The organism is Cerasibacillus sp. JNUCC 74 (assembly GCF_053667775.1).
This window is the reverse complement of the sequence record NZ_CM132207.1, coordinates 307,908-324,747: the sequence shown is the minus strand read 5'-3', so window position 1 is coordinate 324,747 and position 16,840 is coordinate 307,908. Positions and strand designations below refer to the sequence as shown.

Annotated in this window: 14 protein-coding genes and 6 tRNA genes; 4 read left to right on the top strand and 16 right to left on the bottom strand. The window is 37.4% G+C overall.

Annotated features, from left to right (window positions below; translation table 11 throughout):
* The first annotated feature begins 46 nt into the window (after window positions 1-46).
* Window positions 47-226 carry a Spo0E family sporulation regulatory protein-aspartic acid phosphatase gene (locus JNUCC74_RS01595; protein ID WP_454066652.1) on the top strand — a complete coding sequence of 60 codons (180 nt, stop codon included), beginning with the start codon at window positions 47-49 and terminating at the stop codon, window positions 224-226.
* A 152-nt stretch (window positions 227-378) separates the two neighbouring features.
* Here JNUCC74_RS01595 and rocF read toward each other — a convergent pair whose 3' ends face one another.
* The gene (rocF, locus tag JNUCC74_RS01590) at window positions 379-1,281 is read right to left on the bottom strand and encodes an arginase (protein ID WP_454066651.1); all 903 of its coding nucleotides are present in this window, start codon (window positions 1,279-1,281) and stop codon (window positions 379-381) included.
* 546 nt (window positions 1,282-1,827) lie between these two features.
* On the opposite strand from rocF, the gene JNUCC74_RS01585 reads away from it, so the two are divergent.
* Window positions 1,828-3,015, top strand: a complete 1,188-nt coding sequence (locus JNUCC74_RS01585) for an IS110 family transposase (protein WP_454065429.1) — start codon at window positions 1,828-1,830, stop codon at window positions 3,013-3,015.
* A gap of 474 nt (window positions 3,016-3,489) precedes the next feature.
* On the opposite strand, the gene JNUCC74_RS01580 is transcribed toward JNUCC74_RS01585, so the two are convergent.
* The 10 genes from JNUCC74_RS01580 to JNUCC74_RS01535 all read right to left on the bottom strand — a co-directional run bounded on the left by JNUCC74_RS01580 (window position 3,490) and on the right by JNUCC74_RS01535 (window position 9,194).
* Window positions 3,490-4,593: a phosphomevalonate kinase gene (locus tag JNUCC74_RS01580; RefSeq protein ID WP_454066650.1), complete on the bottom strand. Its 1,104-nt coding sequence runs from the start codon at window positions 4,591-4,593 to the stop codon at window positions 3,490-3,492.
* Window positions 4,594-4,603: 10 nt separating this feature from the next.
* Window positions 4,604-5,578 (bottom strand): diphosphomevalonate decarboxylase, encoded by a 975-nt coding sequence (gene mvaD, locus JNUCC74_RS01575; protein WP_454066649.1) that lies wholly within the window; start codon window positions 5,576-5,578, stop codon window positions 4,604-4,606.
* Window positions 5,579-5,609: 31 nt separating this feature from the next.
* A complete protein-coding gene (gene mvk / locus JNUCC74_RS01570; RefSeq protein ID WP_454066648.1) occupies window positions 5,610-6,578 on the bottom strand; it encodes a mevalonate kinase in 969 nt (322 codons plus the stop codon).
* Entirely contained in the window at window positions 6,575-7,864 is a 1,290-nt protein-coding gene (locus tag JNUCC74_RS01565) for a hydroxymethylglutaryl-CoA reductase, degradative (RefSeq protein WP_077319136.1), read from the bottom strand. The genes mvk and JNUCC74_RS01565 overlap by 4 nt, the downstream gene beginning before the upstream one ends.
* Window positions 7,865-8,503: 639 nt before the next feature.
* Window positions 8,504-8,579 (bottom strand) — tRNA-Lys (locus JNUCC74_RS01560).
* A gap of 166 nt (window positions 8,580-8,745) precedes the next feature.
* Window positions 8,746-8,820: transfer RNA gene (locus JNUCC74_RS01555), tRNA-Gln, on the bottom strand.
* A 12-nt stretch (window positions 8,821-8,832) separates the two neighbouring features.
* Window positions 8,833-8,917 (bottom strand) — tRNA-Tyr (locus tag JNUCC74_RS01550).
* Window positions 8,918-8,961: 44 nt separating this feature from the next.
* Window positions 8,962-9,037: transfer RNA gene (locus JNUCC74_RS01545), tRNA-Thr, on the bottom strand.
* Window positions 9,038-9,043: 6 nt separating this feature from the next.
* Window positions 9,044-9,116, bottom strand: a tRNA-Val gene (locus JNUCC74_RS01540).
* Window positions 9,117-9,119: 3 nt separating this feature from the next.
* A tRNA-Glu gene (locus tag JNUCC74_RS01535) sits at window positions 9,120-9,194 on the bottom strand.
* A gap of 280 nt (window positions 9,195-9,474) precedes the next feature.
* On the opposite strand from JNUCC74_RS01535, the gene JNUCC74_RS01530 reads away from it, so the two are divergent.
* On the top strand, window positions 9,475-9,618 hold the full coding sequence (locus tag JNUCC74_RS01530) for a hypothetical protein (protein WP_454066647.1): 144 nt from the start codon (window positions 9,475-9,477) through the stop codon (window positions 9,616-9,618).
* A gap of 84 nt (window positions 9,619-9,702) precedes the next feature.
* Window positions 9,703-10,479, top strand: coding sequence for an enoyl-ACP reductase FabI (fabI, locus tag JNUCC74_RS01525; RefSeq protein WP_454066646.1), 777 nt, complete (start codon window positions 9,703-9,705; stop codon window positions 10,477-10,479).
* Between the two features lie 305 nt (window positions 10,480-10,784).
* Here the strand turns inward: fabI and JNUCC74_RS01520 are convergent, their stop codons facing one another.
* The 5 genes from JNUCC74_RS01520 to JNUCC74_RS01500 form a co-directional block, all read right to left on the bottom strand.
* The gene (locus JNUCC74_RS01520) at window positions 10,785-11,708 is read right to left on the bottom strand and encodes an N-acetylmuramoyl-L-alanine amidase family protein (RefSeq protein WP_281250267.1); all 924 of its coding nucleotides are present in this window, start codon (window positions 11,706-11,708) and stop codon (window positions 10,785-10,787) included.
* Window positions 11,709-11,772: 64 nt separating this feature from the next.
* Window positions 11,773-11,997 (bottom strand): phage holin, encoded by a 225-nt coding sequence (locus JNUCC74_RS01515; protein WP_454066645.1) that lies wholly within the window; start codon window positions 11,995-11,997, stop codon window positions 11,773-11,775.
* A gap of 18 nt (window positions 11,998-12,015) precedes the next feature.
* On the bottom strand, window positions 12,016-12,297 hold the full coding sequence (locus tag JNUCC74_RS01510; RefSeq protein ID WP_454066644.1) for a hypothetical protein: 282 nt from the start codon (window positions 12,295-12,297) through the stop codon (window positions 12,016-12,018).
* Window positions 12,298-12,748: 451 nt separating this feature from the next.
* Window positions 12,749-12,904, bottom strand: coding sequence for a hypothetical protein (locus JNUCC74_RS01505; RefSeq protein ID WP_454066643.1), 156 nt, complete (start codon window positions 12,902-12,904; stop codon window positions 12,749-12,751).
* Entirely contained in the window at window positions 12,905-16,840 is a 3,936-nt protein-coding gene (locus JNUCC74_RS01500) for a phage tail spike protein (protein ID WP_454066642.1), read from the bottom strand.

Here is a 16,840-nt window from a genome sequence, read left to right as displayed (position 1 = left end):
TTGGTTACTATCCTACTATAATTATACTAGATAGGAGGATAGTTTTGTGAGTAATTCTAGGTTATTGGAAAAAATTGAACAATGTCGTAAAGAAATGATTTCACTTACTAACTCGCATGCATTGACTTCTGAGCCAGTCATCTCCTCAAGTATGAAATTAGATCAATTAATTTTAGAATATTTAAACAGCCAACATAATGAAGCTAAAAAAGAGTTTTGGGAGTAAATGTACGCATGCAAAAAATCCCTGCACGTAAATTCTAACAAAATAGAGAACATTTAATAGGGTTAAAAAAGACATCAAATTTCCAGTTTGAAATTTAATGTCTTTTAACGTTTTGAAAAAGTAAAGTGTCAGCTGAAAATAGATTTACCATATTACTTCAATTTTTCACCAAACAATGAACCCATAAGCCCAACTGCCAGAATAGCAGTTTTATTTTTTTCATCTAAAATTGGATTTACCTCTACAAATTCTGCTGAAGTAATTATCTCTGCTTCTGCTAACATCTCCATCGCTAAGTGGCTCTCTCGATAGGTCATACCCCCAATAACCGGTGTGCCTACTCCTGGCGCCTCTGAAGGATCAAGTCCGTCAACATCTAAACTCAGATGTACACCGTCCGTACGATCTTGTAAATAAGCAATCGCTTCTTCCATTACTTTTGGCATACCAATTCGATCAATTTCATGCATGGTAAAGACTTTGATTCCTTTATTCTCAATCAGTTCACGCTCTCCTGGGTCAAGAGATCGCGCGCCAATAATAACAATATTTTCTGACTCTATTTTAGGAGCATATCCGCCAATCATTGTCAGCTTTTCGTTTCCTAATCCTAAGCTAGCAGCAAGTGGCATGCCATGGATATTTCCAGATGGTGAAGTTTCTGCTGTATTTAAGTCTCCATGTGCATCATACCAAATCACACCCAGATTCTCGTAATGCTTAGAAATACCTGCTAAGCTACCAATCGCAATACTATGATCCCCACCAAAAATTAGTGGAAAATACCCTTTGCTTATTTCTCTATCTACCATATCGGCAAGTTTCTGATTTGCTTCAACTACTTGCTGTAAATTTTTTAAATTACTTACTTGATCCGACGATTTCCTATCAGGTTTAATAATAGGAATATCCCCAAGATCATGTATGTGATAGCCCAACCTTTCCAACTTCTCCATAGCACCGGCATACCGCATTGCACTTGGCCCCATGTCAACGCCTCGCCTGCTTTGACCTAAGTCCATTGGAACCCCGATAATCGATATGTTTTTTTTCATGAAAACGCCTCCCTTCACTCCTTATTGTAGACAAAAAAAGGGAAGTGACTCAACTTAACATAAAGATGTATAAATATGCAAAATATTCTAACTGCGGCTTTTTATTTGCTTGCTTGCCTACTCGAAATATAGTGAAATTTCATTCAATAGGCTTTTCCCTACGCCTACTGCTGAAGTAAAATAAAGGCTTTAATCTCGTCTTTGAAAAATCGCGCGATGTGTGCCTGTCAAAGTTTTCTTGTCCTTGAAAAACTCCGATGTATCGCTATCGTAGCTTTCCATGTCCTCGTATATTATTATTAACTAGTATTTTTACTAGTTTTAAATCGTTGTACCACTCAAGGTATAATGTATTTAGTCAGATAGAGGTTGTCGTAATTGTCCTTGAAGTATTGTCTTCGTTTTCAAGACTGACACCTCTTTCTTTATAGAACTATTCGAATGAGCTGGATGACATATTCGTTGTCGTATATCGAACGAGGTTGGATATCTATAAGGATAAGAGGATTCCTCCCATCTGATAAATAATAATTAGGTGGTGCTTTTATGTTTTATATTGGTGTTGATATTGGTAAGCGGCATCATCAAGTAGGTTTAATTAATGATAAAGGTGATCCCGTTGGGAAAACTGTCCGTTTCGCAAATTCCAAGAAAGGAAGCGAAAAGTTACTTCAATTTATCAACCAATATAAGTTAATACCTGATAACACAGTTGTTGGTATGGAAGCTACCGGTCATTATTGGTTATCTGTTTTTTCATTTCTTCATAAATTAGGATTTAAAATAACCGTTTTTAATCCTTTACAATCGGATGCCTTACGTCATTTTTATATTCGAAAGACAAAAACAGATGTGAGTGATGCCTACCTGATCGCTCAAGTCATCCGTATTGATTCGCCAGAGGAAACTCCTTTCGTTGAAGAAGATTTACTAGAATTAAGACATCTTGAGCGTTTACGGTATTCCTTTGTAGATCAGTGTTCAGACTTAAAACGCAAAGTAATTTCGTTACTTGATCAAGTCTTTCCCGAGTATGAACAAATTTTCTCTGATGTATTTGGAAAATCTTCTACTGAAGTTTTACTACACTCCCCTTTACCTGAAGATTTACTTCAACTTGATACAGAAAAGTTAGCTGAGTTATTAAGTAAAGGGCGTCTCGGTGAAACAAAAGCTTTTAATAAAGCGAATCAAATTAGAGAAAGTGCGTTGAATACCTTTGGCATTTCTATGGGTACAGATGTATTTAAACTACAAATTCAACTTCTTTTAGAACAAATTTCATTAATTGAAAAACATCTAGAAAAAATGGAAAAAGTAATGATTGATATTTCAAATCGCCAAGAACATTTTCTGACAACGATCACTGGTATTAGTGATGTTACCGCGTGTGTCATTCTTGGAGAAATTGGTTCCATTCAACGCTTTGAGCGTCCTGAGCAACTTGTTGCTTTTGCAGGCCTAGACGCCTCTGTTCATCAATCTGGTGACTTTAATAGTAATAAAACTCGACTTTCTAAACGAGGTTCTCCTTACCTCAGACGAGCTATTTGGCAAGCTGCGTTTGTAGCGAGTTTCCATGATCCTGCCCTTTCCTTGCATTACCAAAGATTGCGTAAGCGTGGTAAAGCACATGGTACAGCTGTTGGTGCTGTTGCTCGGAAATTAACACATATCATTTTTGCAATACTTAGAGATAAAAAACCTTATGAACCGAGACCAAATAATAATTAATAATAAATTAATCTAAGCTTTCTTTTTTAAAAAATTAATGAAGGCTTATTTGGTATGCTTAATTTAATCGGAGTCTTTTATCATAATCTCAAAAATCACTCCATTTTTACCTTGACTTTTTATAGCTGGTCTTGAAAAAGACATCCGTTTTTTCTGCGTGCGATGCCTATTCAAGCAGTATCTCTAGTCCTATCGGCTCGAACAAATTGGGCATTTAGGTACCGCTATCACTCACTTAGACTTCTTCGTTCTATAATGCTTGAAGCGGTAGTTTTACGGCACCTTAGATTCGAGCCAATGTGACTTATCGTAAGAAGAAGAGCGAAGTTTGCTAGCAGTATGAGTGCTTAAGTTAGACAAAGTACTTTCGCCATGTTCAAACGGATATCGTTTTCTACACAATCAAAAAAACGCCTGGACAACCCCGAGTCCATGCGCAGTTTAAATATAAATATATTGTTATTTTAATTGCACTCACGCTTTGATAACTTTTGCCCCATATGGATACGGTTTTAAAGAAAGGGGTTTAATCCCGACGTCTTTCCATGCTTTAATTAATTTATCAGCCGCTTCTTTAGATGGCATAAAAGCAATACCGCAATCGCCTCCACCAGCTCCAGAAGGCTTTCCTGCACCACCAAACGTCTCTGCTAAATCACATAGTTTAGTTAATAAGGAAGTTTCAATATCTACATTAGCATGTCGTCCAACAGAAGCTAATGCTTGGCGATTTTCCTTAATTCCCTCAAGCAGAATTTCTGTCTTATTTTCCTTCATACCTTGTAATACCTTGTTAACAGCCTGCTCACTTTGTAATAGAAAAGTTGAAAACTTATCTGGATTCTTCGTTTTTAATTGCATAAGCTCATCGACTAGTTTCTTTGTGGATGCTGGTTTTCCAGTCCAGCCAATACAAAGATAAATAGAATTAGGCAGCGTAACGGGCTCTAGTGACGCATAAATCCAATCACGTTCCAACAATTCGGTTAACGAGCGGGATTCTTGATAAGCTTTTTGTAACCAATCTGCTTGAAAGGAAGAATAATTCAAGAAGCCCCCATAGGATGATGCGGCAACATCAGCGCCAGACCCATTACCTTGCGTCAACACATGCGAAATAGATGCTAATTGATAAATAAGCTTGGGTGAAGGAGTAAAGGAAAGAAACTTGCTTAAAATCGCAGTAATCACAGAAGTAACTACTGCTGCACTTGATCCTAATCCATACTTCACACCAGATTCATCATCTAGCTCGCTTTTAATCAATAATTGAAAAGGGGTAACTGCATATCCCCTTTCCCTCAAATAATTAACAGCAACGGTCATCGCTTCTTCAACAAATTTAGTTCTGGAATCATCTGAAGCAACAACTATTCTATTGTCTTTATATTCCCAAGTTGTTTCTAATTGAAAATCTAGGAGATGAAGATAATTTTTTTTACTATGATTAATAATTGCATAAACGTACCGATCAACCGCCATTACAATTAGATGCTGATTAGGCTCTAATACTGCAAACTCTCCAGCAACCATTAACTTCCCTGGTACTTCTACTTTCATAGATGATTGTGACACCATGTTTCAGCCCCTATAAATATGTTATTCCTTGGCCGGGTTTACTTAAGCGAATATCGCTTACACCTGGTAAACTGGCCAACGTTTGCTTCACCTGATCCTCGTACTCAGGTAAATAGAGAACTTTTACATTTGGGCCAGCATCAATCGTAAAATATACCGGTGTACCTTGTAAGCGCATTTCCCAGACCTTTTGCATGACCACTAATGTTGCATCATGCCAATATGTAAATGGAGGAGAAGCTCCCAGTGTAGTTGCATGCATTTTCAAGCAATTCGCTTCAGCAATTTCGCCAACTTTTTCAAAATCTCGAGTTTGAATTCCTTGTTTAATTTCTAATAAATCTTTGCCAATACTATCCAACCATCCTTGGAAAAATGGCGATGTCTCTACAGTTCGGCGCATCCCTACACGACTTGAAACACTCTTTTGTGCTGAAGATAGTACAACCGCAGCAACACGGATATCCCAATAATCAGCTGGAGCAATTGGTACTGCATAAGAATCAGAACCATCCTCACGCATTCCCATCTCCCATTCAGCAAAACCACCGTAAATGGAACGACAAGCAGAACCCGAACCTTGACGTGTTAGTCGGGAGAGTTCTTGATCATTTAATTTAAGTCCGATAGCCTTTGTACCAGCAGCAGCCAATGCAGCAAAACCTGAGGCTGACGAAGCAAAACCAGCTGCAGTCGGCACATCATTTACGGATTCAACATGTGCAAACACTTGCTTTCCAGCCATATTTCGAATCAGATCAAGAAAAGCGGAAACACGGTTGTACGATTCTCCTGAAACGGTTAGCCCGTCCAACGTAAACTCATCTTTAGATAAGGAATTATTATACTCAACTGTTGTCGTTGTAAAATAACCATCTAATGTAAGGGAAAGGCTATTATTAGTTGGTAAAATAATCGACTCATTCCGCTTTCCCCAATATTTAATAAGGGCAATGTTTGTATGTGCTTTAGCAGTTGCTTTCATTGTTATTCCCCTTCTACTTGAGCTTTCAAGCTTATTGATCTTTCTTTCCTTTTAGAACAAATGGCCATACCGCTTGAGCCCCAAACTTCCTTAGCTTATCTGCCAATTGTCTGGAGTGTACTTCATTTTGGGCAAGCGCAATAATGCAGCCGCCATTACCGCCACCAGTTAATTTAGCGCCCAGTGCCCCCTCTTTTCTGGCAAAATCAATTAATCGATTCAGTCCTGTATCACTAACTCCTAAAGCTTCTAGCTCCTTTTGAGCTTCATTTAACATATGTCCTAAAATATGCTTGCCTTTTTTCTCTAATGCTTGTTTTGCATAGTGAGTTAATTTGCCGATTCGTTCTAGCTTTCGCTGTATCTTCTTTGGAGCAGATTTCAATAATCTTGCAACAGATTCTACAGCTAAACGAGTATCGCCTACTCGTCCAGAATCTGCTACAACAAAATGAAAATCATCACTTAGCTTAATAAAATTTATTGGATGCTCCTTTTCATACCATACTGGTGATTGTGTTGTAATCGTCAATGTATCAATTCCTGAAGGAGCTCCATGCGCGTAAGTCTCAGCAATATTAGCTAGTTCTAATAGCTCTTCATCTGTGTAAGTTTCATCATAATAAGCAAATAATGATCGAACTACAGAAATAGCTACAGAAGCACTTGAGCCCAATCCCTTACCGGTTGGAATCGATGATTTAATTCGAATTAACATGTCCTGACATGGAAAGCCCAGATGATTCACTGTTTCCTCAATACATCTAACAATTCCTTCTAACGACCGAGGAGCGTCTTCTATAGGTCCATAGTAAAACTCGGTATCAATTATTACCGATCCTGGTACATGTTCCACGATTGTCTCAACGCCTACTAATGGAAAGGGTATAGCAATTGCCGGCTGTCCGTGTACAACCGCATGCTCTCCTATTAAGATTAATTTACTATAAGCTACTCCGATAGCTGTTTTTTCTGTTGTTGTTACCTTTTCTGCACTCATTTTGTATACTCTTCCACCAATTCTTTAGCTTTTCCAACACGGATTTCGTTTAGTTCTATTAATTTTTGTGACACGATATCAATCAACTCCCCAGTAGCTCCTGCTGCTATAGCAACAGAACGAGAATGCAAAGCCATATGACCTTTCTGTATACCGTCTGTAGCTAACGCTTTTAATGCACCAAGATTTTGGGCTAATCCAACAGCCACAATAACTTGAGCAAGTTCTTGAGCAGATTCTACACCCAACATCTGAAGTGATGCTTTTGCAAGTGGATGTACATTGATTGAACCTCCAACGGTTCCAACAGACATTGGCAATTCCAGCTCTCCAACAAGATTTCCTTCATTGTCAACTGACCAAGTTGTCATAGAGGAGTATTGTCCATGACGAGCTGCATATGCATGCGCGCCTGCTTCTACTGCTCTCCAGTCATTTCCGGTTGCTATAACAATTGGATCAATACCATTCATAATCCCTTTGTTATGGGTAACTGCTCGGTAAGGATCAGCAGCAGCAAATTCATATGCATGAATAACCCCATCTCTAACTTCTTCACCAGAGAAAGCCCCCGTCTTCAATAAATGTGGTGGGATAACACATTTTGCACGAGCAAGACAACGATCAGCCAAGTTAGATAATATACGTAGATACACTTTTCCCTTTGTTATTTTCTCAACAGTAGGAGCAAGGGATTCGACCATCGTATTAATAATATTCGCTCCCATTGCATCACATGTATTGATATATATATGAAGCACAAGCATTTGGTGATAGGTTGAGTCTGTATCTTCATTTAAAAGACGAACTTCTAAATCCTTCGCTCCACCACCACGTTTTACAATACTTGGATAGGAAGCATTTGCTTGTTCCAATAATGTAGCTTGTTCATTAAGTAAAGCTGTTCTTGCTACTTGGTAATCTGGACACCCTACTACTTGGATCTGTCCTATCATAATCCTCTCAGTAGCTTCCGTTGTAAACCCTCCAGCTTCCCTTACTATTTTACCGATATGACTAGCAGAAGCTACAACTGAAGGTTCTTCAATGACCATTGGCACTAAATACTCTTTCCTGTTTATCAAGAAATTTAATCCTAAACCTAAAGGAAGAGGAAACGTTCCAATAACATTTTCAATCATTTTATCTGCTGTTTCAAGTGGTAAGGGTTCCTTAGCAATAAGATCTTTTAAGGTTTCTTCGGAAAACGCATCCATGTTTTTTAGTAATTCTCTGCGTTCGGTTATCGTTTGCTTATAAAACCCAGGAATTCTGGAGGTCTTCATTGCCGCTCATCCTTTATAATAAGAAATAGTTTTTCTATTTTATTTCAAATATTCCTATAGAAAAATTATATCATGATTACATGCTATTTATAAAAAACATGAAGAATATAGTTTAAACAAACACATAATACCATAGTATCCTAAGTAATATAAAGTAAAACTAACTGGGTATTCATTATAATCTCTATTTATGTATATTTGATTCTTATTTAATTGTTTTATTGAACGTGTGCGTATTATGTTTTGAGGAAATGGTTTTTAGAGGAAACAAAGTTTTTATTTATATTTATATTGAAAAGCTTTTAAAAAACGTTTATATACCAAGCGTTTGGCGTAGATTGATAACATAGTTACGTTATACTCAGGAGAGTACAATTTTACAACACCAAAACAACTTCAAATTTTAAGTTCTTTTACCGTTTAAAAAACTGGCTAGCCTCAAGCCTATGGCATAAGCGATTGTAGCTAGTTATAGTTTTTTTATTACTTGAATACTTCTAATTTTTTCCACGACTCAAACCTCTTACTGAATCATACTTTCTTAAATCACTATGAAATGAAAATAAACAAGGCTACTTACTGTTCATACGACCTTGTTTATCAAGTATTTGCATTATTTATTGTAGCATAATATTAAAGTGGTGAGCCATGGAGGATTCGAACCTCCGACCCTCTGATTAAAAGTCAGATGCTCTACCGACTGAGCTAATGGCTCAAATATTTATCAGTTGATTTATGGTTTTGTTCTGTTAGCTGATCCCTGCTTCTTTTCGTCTTTTCGATGCTAAGTGCATCGGGGTTACTCGCAGGTTATTCGGCAGATGCAATGCTCGTTATTCACGAAATATATGTAAAAGCTTGTCTAAAATAAAACAAAAAAATGGCTGGGCCACTAGGATTCGAACCTAGGGTACACGGGATCAAAACCCGATGCCTTACCGCTTGGCTATGGCCCAACAATAAAAAAGTGGTGGAGGGGGAGAGATTCGAACTCCCGAACCCTGAGGGAGCGGATTTACAGTCCGCCGCGTTTAGCCACTTCGCTACCCCTCCATATTATTTACAATAATTTATTGTTTATTCACTGATTTTTAAAATGGTGCCGGCCAGAGGACTTGAACCCCCAACCTACTGATTACAAGTCAGTTGCTCTACCAATTGAGCTAGGCCGGCAAATGATGGAGGATACAGGGCTCGAACCTGTGACCCCTTGCTTGTAAGGCAAGTGCTCTCCCAGCTGAGCTAATCCTCCTAATGGTGACCCGTACGGGATTCGAACCCGTGTTACCGCCGTGAAAGGGCGGTGTCTTAACCGCTTGACCAACGGGCCATGCATCAATTATCATTTGTCGATCTCAAGCCTTCTATGTAACGTTTGTCGAAACCGACGAATTTCATTATACCTAGTTCTGCAACGTTTGTAAAGGGTAAATTATATTTTTTTAAAATTTCTTAGAAAAAACCTGTTAGAATAAGCTTTTCTCCTTCTTTTTAATAGGGATTTAATAAGTTATCATGAACAAAAATGACCCTGAAATGTAATTTCGTAGGTTAACTTGGCGATACTATTTCCAAAGAAACTAAATCAGAGCTACAAAGGAGCCGTTAATATGGATGGTATCACAAAATATGTGGGTATAGACATCTCAAAGGAAAAAATTGCTGTTGCGGTTGTAGATACTAATAGAGAACGATCAAGATATTTAGTATTGACCGTAAAAACACACCGAGCCTTACGATGTACGATGCCTTAGATCCCAGATAAAACGAATATTGCTTTCTTTCAAAATGCAAGTTAAGTTATAATGTACAAAAGAAGCAATAATGGAGGTACGTTAATGAGTAACTTATTAGAAGGAAAAAATATTGTAATTATGGGTGTTGCAAGTGAACGAAGTATCGCTTGGGGAATAACTTCTTCATTACATAGAGCTGGAGCAAACTTAATTTTCACATATAGACAAGAGCGTTCTTATAAAAAACTAACAAAGCTATTAGAACAAAATGAAATAGATGCACAGTTAATCGTCCCCTGCGATGTAGCAAGTGACGAAAGTATTAACGAAGCTTTTTCCACAATTAAAGAAAAAATAGGGATCATTCATGGTGTTGTTCATTCGATTGCCTTTGCTAATCGGGAAGAGCTAAAAGGGGAATATACAGATACATCTAGGGAAGGATTCTTATTGGCTCATGAAATTAGTGCATTTTCATTAGTCGCTGTAACAAAAGCAGCAAAAACTCTGATGACAGAAGGCGGAAGCATAGTAACACAAACATACCTTGGAGCAGAACGAGTTATTCCAAATTATAATATTATGGGTGTTGCTAAAGCCTCACTCGAAGCAAGTGTTCGTTATCTTGCTGAGGATATGGGTAAATACGGAATCCGTGTTAACGCTATTTCTGCCGGTCCTATTCGTACACTATCTGCAAAGGGAGTTTCTGGATTCAGTAAAACATTAAATCTTATTGAGGAAAAAGCGCCACTGCGAAAAAATGTCGACCAAGACCAAGTGGGTGATGCAACTATGTTCTTTATGAGTGAGTTATCACGGGGTATCACAGGGGAAGTGCTTCATGTCGACGCTGGATATCATATTATTGGCGGGTAACTATTTTTATAATTTTAGTTTTAGAAATTCACAGTTAGTGTTTTTAGAAAAACTTGGCTTGTCGCAAGTCTTTAGCGAAAGCTATAGTTTTTCTTATACTATAAACCATAACGTTTACTTTCCTATAGTATAATAGTATAAAAATATCAATTTGAGGTTTCACTTGAAATCTTAACACTAACTATCACAATATATAACAAAAAATAGACAGCGACAAGTTGGCTTTTACGTATACCAACAATGTCGCTGTTTCATTTTAGTTCATCTGAACTCCTTATTCTGCATCTTGTGAGAACTAAATTATATTACCCGGAAAAATACCTTACATATTGGGAATTTCCAGTAATATATAAACCTGATTTTAATTTATACATTTTAGATCCATTTACTTGCAAGTCGTCTAATACTGTAAATACTTCTCCTTGATTTACAATGGAGTGTTTCGCATTCCAATCCGGTGCGTCATATACCCAAAGACTTGAAGTTATAACTTCCACATACCCTGTACCACTAGAAGCAGAACCGTTAACGATCAGCACTTGACCAGGATAAATAGTGTCATCAGAGAGATTATTCAATCTCTTTAATTCATTAACAGACATGTTATGGGCTTGAGCAATTCCCCATAATGTGTCTCCAGGTTTGACTGTATAGGTGTTTCCACCGCTCCCTTCTTCTTGCAATCCTAAATAGGAAGCTATAGCGCCTGCTAATGATTTTCCAGTCTTATCCATTACTGAATTATTACGCATTTTTACAATATCAATCGTAGAATCCATAAAGCCCCCTTCAATTAAAATTGCTGGCATTCTAGACTCTCGTACCATATGAAGATTAGCTGATTTAATTCCACGATCGCGTAAGCCCATTGCACCAACAATGCTAGGATGAATGGCTCTTGCCAAAGCTAATCCAGTAGATGAACCCGGATAATAATAGGTCTCGGTTCCTGTCCAAGAACCCCAATTTCCTGTATTCGCATTATGATGATAGGATATTAAAATATCAGCATTTGCATTATTTGCTTTATTTGTCCTAGTTGTTAAAGGAACATCGGTTGCTCCGGTTGAATCATCCAAACGAATAACAGATACATTTGTATACCCATTTAAATACTTTATTGCTGCAGAAACTACTTTATTATTGAATGACCACTCCCTTTCTCCTTCCGGACTCCTTTTACCCGGTGTATTTATTCCATGTCCAGCCCCAATAGCTATTTTTGCCATTGTAAATCACTCCTTTTAATTTTTATATAAAAAAACAGCTTGCCCGTATGGACTAACCGTTTTTTTACTTTATTAGATTTGATTTTTCCAGTACTTCTTTTTGCTGCTTTCCTCTTAAAGTAATATAGTTATTTTTAAACCAGGCCCATACCGATGCCAGAAAAGTTAGTCCATATGCAATGGACTCCTCATCTAACACTGGAACAGGCTGCAAATTATAATTGACTAGTAAAATATTCAGCCAAGTTACTCCTAAAAGAACTGTTCTTACTATCGTTCCTTTATCCATTCTCTACACCTCCTTTCATTAAAAGTGTTGAATCATTAAAATTATTAGTGTAAGAAAGGCAAAAAGCCATCCCCCCCATAGGCGGACAGCTTCTAATACTGTTTTTTTACCTTCCGTTTTCGCCTCTATACGCTCAACCTTTTCCTTCACTACCCCTAGTTCTTCACGCAACCCATTGTACTTTCTAATAACATTTCTCGTTTCTTGCATTTCATGACGCAAGTCCTTAAAGTCAGCACGCAAGGAGTTTAATTGCTCCCATAATTCTTTATTTGTATACCATTGTTCTCTCTCAATCATATTTACCTCCTTGGTTTTGACATAAAGAAAACTAGACGTTTGCCTAGTCGCTTAAACTTAAACCCTAATTTTTACAGTCTTAATCATCTTGTTGCTTTAATTTTATACTATTGAAATCAACTGTTTCTACTATTAATAATATTCTATCTTTTCAGTTTGAACTTCCAGTAGGGTTGGAATTTTCCTTCATCCCTTACTGATAGAAGTAGAACAGAGGCCTAGAATCTCGGGCGTCCTTGAAACACCGCTATGTGTCGCTTCCGAAGTTTCTCGTCCTATTGCAACGCCTTTGTGATTGACATCCTTTAAAAACCGGGGTGCGTCGCTACGTAGCTTTCCTTGTCTTGCCGATCCGAACGAATCGGGCTTTAGGTGCAGTTATCTCCCGCATAGACTTCTTCGTATTATTTAGTGGGAATCTTACGGCACCTTATATGCAGGATAATAACGTCTACTCGGAGACTTCTTCCTTCTCTCCTTTTAACTCTAAAATTTCTTCCTGCTGTGCTGCAATAATTGCCTCATGATAAGCTTTTTCCCTTGAAAGTTGGGATACTTGATTAGATAATGAATTAACGACATACTGCAAATTAACTTCCTGTCCCATTTAAGACCACCCTTTAACTGTTTTTTCTAAATTATCAATGCGGTTAATTAAATCTTTAACAACATTAGCAACATGTGAAATCATTGAATATAAATTAACAGCATTTCCTGATACATCTAATATTTCGATTGGGGCTTCCTCAGCAATGACTCCATATTTTTCATTTGGATCAGCTTCTCCCTTGTAATTTAGTCCATTATATCTTTTGATATCCATATTTTGTAACACTCTATAGGATTGGCTGACATCACAATCGTTAATGTTTGTCTTTGCTTTTTTTGTAGAGGTTTCATTAATATTTGAACTATAAACTTGCCATAATGGACGAGAACTGATCCCTACATATCCACTGTTGTATCGCTCAGAAAAAAGACGTGGGTGCCAATGCCCATCCGCATCTTTATACGCCGTCATATGCCAAAAATTAGAATTTGGTCCATTGTTAAATGCAAATTTGTGTGAATTCGCCCAGTACAGCATTGATTTTCCAGAGTACAAGGACATAGAAACATTTCTATTTTGGCTACCAATTATAAAATCATCATTTACATTCATTCCTATACTGGCTACGTTACTACCATTCCCACTAAAAAACCTTATTGTACTAGGATCTGACTGTCCTTTGCCAGCAATATCACGTATGCCAATATGAATACGTACATTTCCCTTACTATCAATTGACTCAAAGCCTTTATCATCAATTTGTATAGCCTGTATACCATTTTTAACTCTAATAGACACCTTAGACGCATCTAAAATACCAGTCCTTATTTTATCAGCGCTAATGTTAGAAATCTTTGCACTTGTAATCGTTGCATCAGCAATTTTAGCTCCATCTATCTTTGCATTTCCTGCAATAAGCTTGTTTGTAATTACGCCATCTTTTATAAAAACTTTTCCATTTCTAACAACTAAATCCCCATCAATAGATACCCGATTGGCACTGATTTTAATCTGTTCTGGAGATTGATTAATACTAGATACTACACCGTTTTTATTTACTTTGGTCAAAATATTATCCGCATTTTGCTTAATAGTTGATTCTGCTTTACTCACTTTAGCCCTAAGTCCGCCTATATCCGCGTTATATTCTGTTTTGGTTACCTTTGACGCTATTTGATCAGCATGCTGTTTAATCGTTGAATTCGTTTGATTTTTAAATGTAGAATAGTCTGTTTCAAGAGCTGTTACCTCTTGCTTTATTCCCTTGGCTGTTTGTTCGATTTCGGAAGTGTGTTGTTTAACAGCTTCTATTTTTGCTTCGGTGTCTTCTGGTGCAGGTGTCCAGTCAGTAGCTTTGTTGCCTTTTTCTATTTTTCCATGCCAAGCGATAAAATCTAAAGGCCTATTTTTATCTGCCTCCGATACTCTAAATTGTAATTGCAAATGTGATCTTCCATTTCCAGTAACATAACAAATTGCTCTCTTAGATTCTCCTTTTTTTACTTGTACATGATTTGATGGAGCATTTGCCCCAACTACAACAGGAGTATCTCCTAAATTTTTAACCCATACGGATGCTACATATTTTACGCCTTTTATAGTTGTTGGATCATGAAAGGTGTCGACATTCCTGTGTAATTTAATATGGTGTGAACTACCAGTTACTTTGATTCTTGTTGCGTCTGTCGCACTCCATTCCGGTACAGTTATATTTTTTTCAACAGTATAACTTGCGTCCTTCCATGGGTTTAGAAGACTGAAGTTATTGCTGTCAGTTAATAAGTTCCTTCCACCAACCTCAATCTTTCCAATCTCACCTTGAACATACGTAGCATCTACTTTACTTTTAATACGATTAGCATTTTGTTCAATTTTGGATTGGTTTTCCTTGATATCTTTAATTATGCCTTCTTTATCTGCTTTATATTGGCTACTGGAAACCTTGCTTACAATTGCTTTCGCGTTTTGCTCGATAGAAGACTTGTTTTCATTAATGGATGTCTCCAAGCTTTTTTTATCTTGCTGATACTGCGTATTGGACACTTTTGTTTTAATGTCTTTTTCAGTTTGAGTAATACGTGATTCTTGATCTCTTAAATCAGTAATAATACCTTGTTTATCGGATTCATAAGTAGTTTTGGAAACAACATTATCGAATTTATTATCCAGCTGCTCCATCGTATAAATATCATCTTTATTCGCTTTAGATATTAGTTGTCCATTTACCCACTCAAGATCCGCTTTATCAGCTATATCTGCAATAATTTCATTAATATGTTCATGATAATCGGCTAAAGAAACAGCGCCAATATCGCCGGCGTATTCTGGAGCAAGCGGCTTCCATGTTTCGCTTTCTTCATCCCAATGATGTAGTATATTTGGATCTTTACTGATATCCAGCCAATATTTATAATCTTTTGAACTAGGAGCTTCTTCACCTTTATAGATTCCATATTCAATAAAATCGGGAACAATATTCTCTATATCTGGCAAATCCAATTGTACAGTTGAAGCGCTAACCTGTTCAGAGTACTCGCTTGCTGTACCATGCGTGTTAACGGCTCGCACTCGGAAGTACCACTTTTCATCTGTATTGGCATCAAAATTGTAAGCTCCTACCTTCCCGCGAAAGACTAAATTCGTAGAGTCTGGAACAAAACCGTTCATTTGGCTAGCATAAACCTCGTAGGCTGCTATCATATAGGTAGATTCAAATGTCCACGACAGCATAATCTTTTTGAATAAGCCAATGGCTGAAACATTCTGCGGAGCATCTGGGACAATATCTGGAAATCTCTCATCCGTAATGGGACCACCACCAGCATCCCAATTTCCGCTACCTTCTTTCACCTTGTCAATTACCCATTCGATTTCACTATCATCTGGATCCAAGTCCAAGATATTTCCTAAAACCAGGCTTCCATCTCTGGGATTACCAATATCATATTCCCATGACATAATTCGCGCTTCAATCAGAATCATTGGCTTCATGTCTTTATCTCTAGCAATTCCTGTATCACCAAGAAACACCTGTTCATGCTCATAATCTGCTATACCATAAAATGTAATGATGTCCATTTCATATTGAACCTTTGGGTCTTTTTCATGTTGGACAGCCTGCCATGTTTTGGCTAGTAACCTTTCCGGATCTTCTTCTTCATTATCTTCAAATAAGCCAAAGCGGTGCATCAGCTTCCCTGTTTCGTGATTGGGAACACCGTGTTTCTCAAGTGCATCAGGATCACCAACCCATTCTTGGCCCTTGGGTTTATTAGTTGGATCGCCATTTTCCTTAATCCACTCTACATTACGAAACGTAATCTTCCCGGTGCCCTCTTTTTCTGATTGTATGGATTTACCATGTCCATATAAAGCTGTCTTTGGATAGTAGAGCACGGTTCTTGTAATATTTTTTATATCTTTATCCATTTCAAAGCGCTTCCCTGTATCAGCGCCCTTTCGTTGTACAATGTCCAAATAACGGCCGGCAATTTTATTCCCCGCTATTTCTACACGATCAACGATTTCACCGCCCCAAAGCTCCGTTAATTTCCCTAAACACATATAAGCATTTTGATACGAAAAGCTTATTGTGTTTAACCCTAAATCTGCTACATTACCGACTAGCCAGCGTGATTTTTTTAAAATAGCACCTAACACAACGTCAGCTGATTCACTTTCAAGTACATTGTTTTCAACCATCACATCAGCTAATTCTTGCATAGCAGGCATACATTGGACAATCTTTTCCGAAGACTCTCCATCAACATCATCGACTTCACGGATGGTAAACAAGCGGAATTTCCCTGTTAAATCTTTAAATGCAACTTGGTTACCACCAATTAAATAAGATGCATCATCATCAGACATCGGAAAAGTAATTGTAAAAGAGACGGGTTTTTCAACCGTCTCTTCAAAAACTGCTTCAACATAATTGTGAGTGATTGCTAATAGCTTATCGTATTTATCAAAAATGAAAATTCTTTCTTTCAT

What these genes read in the sequence shown, in the direction of transcription:
- rocF (WP_454066651.1), bottom strand. Translation starts at nt 1,281, where the DNA reads ATGAAAAAAAACATATCGATTATCGGGGTTCCAATGGACTTAGGTCAA.
- JNUCC74_RS01585 (WP_454065429.1), top strand. Translation starts at nt 1,828, where the DNA reads ATGTTTTATATTGGTGTTGATATTGGTAAGCGGCATCATCAAGTAGGT.
- JNUCC74_RS01580 (WP_454066650.1), bottom strand. Translation starts at nt 4,593, where the DNA reads ATGGTGTCACAATCATCTATGAAAGTAGAAGTACCAGGGAAGTTAATG.
- mvaD (WP_454066649.1), bottom strand. Translation starts at nt 5,578, where the DNA reads ATGAAAGCAACTGCTAAAGCACATACAAACATTGCCCTTATTAAATAT.
- mvk (WP_454066648.1), bottom strand. Translation starts at nt 6,578, where the DNA reads ATGAGTGCAGAAAAGGTAACAACAACAGAAAAAACAGCTATCGGAGTA.
- JNUCC74_RS01565 (WP_077319136.1), bottom strand. Translation starts at nt 7,864, where the DNA reads ATGAAGACCTCCAGAATTCCTGGGTTTTATAAGCAAACGATAACCGAA.
- JNUCC74_RS01530 (WP_454066647.1), top strand. Translation starts at nt 9,475, where the DNA reads ATGGATGGTATCACAAAATATGTGGGTATAGACATCTCAAAGGAAAAA.
- fabI (WP_454066646.1), top strand. Translation starts at nt 9,703, where the DNA reads ATGAGTAACTTATTAGAAGGAAAAAATATTGTAATTATGGGTGTTGCA.
- JNUCC74_RS01520 (WP_281250267.1), bottom strand. Translation starts at nt 11,708, where the DNA reads ATGGCAAAAATAGCTATTGGGGCTGGACATGGAATAAATACACCGGGT.
- JNUCC74_RS01515 (WP_454066645.1), bottom strand. Translation starts at nt 11,997, where the DNA reads ATGGATAAAGGAACGATAGTAAGAACAGTTCTTTTAGGAGTAACTTGG.
- JNUCC74_RS01510 (WP_454066644.1), bottom strand. Translation starts at nt 12,297, where the DNA reads ATGATTGAGAGAGAACAATGGTATACAAATAAAGAATTATGGGAGCAA.
- JNUCC74_RS01505 (WP_454066643.1), bottom strand. Translation starts at nt 12,904, where the DNA reads ATGGGACAGGAAGTTAATTTGCAGTATGTCGTTAATTCATTATCTAAT.
- JNUCC74_RS01500 (WP_454066642.1), bottom strand. Translation starts at nt 16,840, where the DNA reads ATGAAAGAAAGAATTTTCATTTTTGATAAATACGATAAGCTATTAGCA.